This is a genomic window from Streptomyces sp. 4F14 (assembly GCF_048159485.1).
Taxonomy (GTDB): Bacteria; Actinomycetota; Actinomycetes; order Streptomycetales; family Streptomycetaceae; genus Streptomyces.
The window spans coordinates 1-560 of record NZ_JBLRVY010000093.1 but is presented as its reverse complement, the minus strand read 5'-3'; the positions used below and the strand labels follow the sequence as shown (position 1 = coordinate 560).

Sequence of the window (560 nt, the reverse complement as noted above, 5' to 3'; positions counted from 1 at the left end):
ATTCCGGTCATCGCCTACGACCGTCTCGCCCAGGGGCCCATCGACGCGTACGTCTCCCACGACAACGAGCTCGTCGGCGAGGTCCAGGGCCGCTCCCTGGTCGAGGAACTCGGTTCCAAGGCCGCTACCAGCAAGGTCGTCATGATGAACGGCGACCCCGCCGACCCGAACACGGGACTGGTCAAGAAGGGCGCCCTCGGCGAGCTCGACGGCCAGGTGAACATCGTCAAGAAGTACGACACCGACAAGTGGTCGCCCGAGGCCGCCAAGGCCAACATGGAGAAGGCGATCGCCTCCGTCGGGATCGGCGACATCGCCGCCGTCTACTCGGCGAGCGACGGCTTGGCTGACGGTGTCATCAAGGCCTTCAAGGACGCGGGCGCGAGCAAGATCCCGCCGGTGACCGGGCAGGACGCGAACCTGGACGCGGTGCAGCGGGTCATCTCGGGCGAGCAGTTCATGACCGTGTACAAGTCCTTCCTGCTGGAGGCCACCAACGCCGCGAAGATGGCCGTGTACAAGGTCCAGGGCCGCAACATCGAGTTCGACGCGCTCACCCA

General features: G+C 65.9%; 1 protein-coding gene. It reads left to right on the top strand.

Translation table 11 applies throughout. The annotated features are described in order from the left end of the window. A partial coding sequence (locus ACLZOT_RS49765) for a substrate-binding domain-containing protein (RefSeq protein WP_416975952.1) occupies window positions 1-560 on the top strand: 560 nt, incomplete at both ends.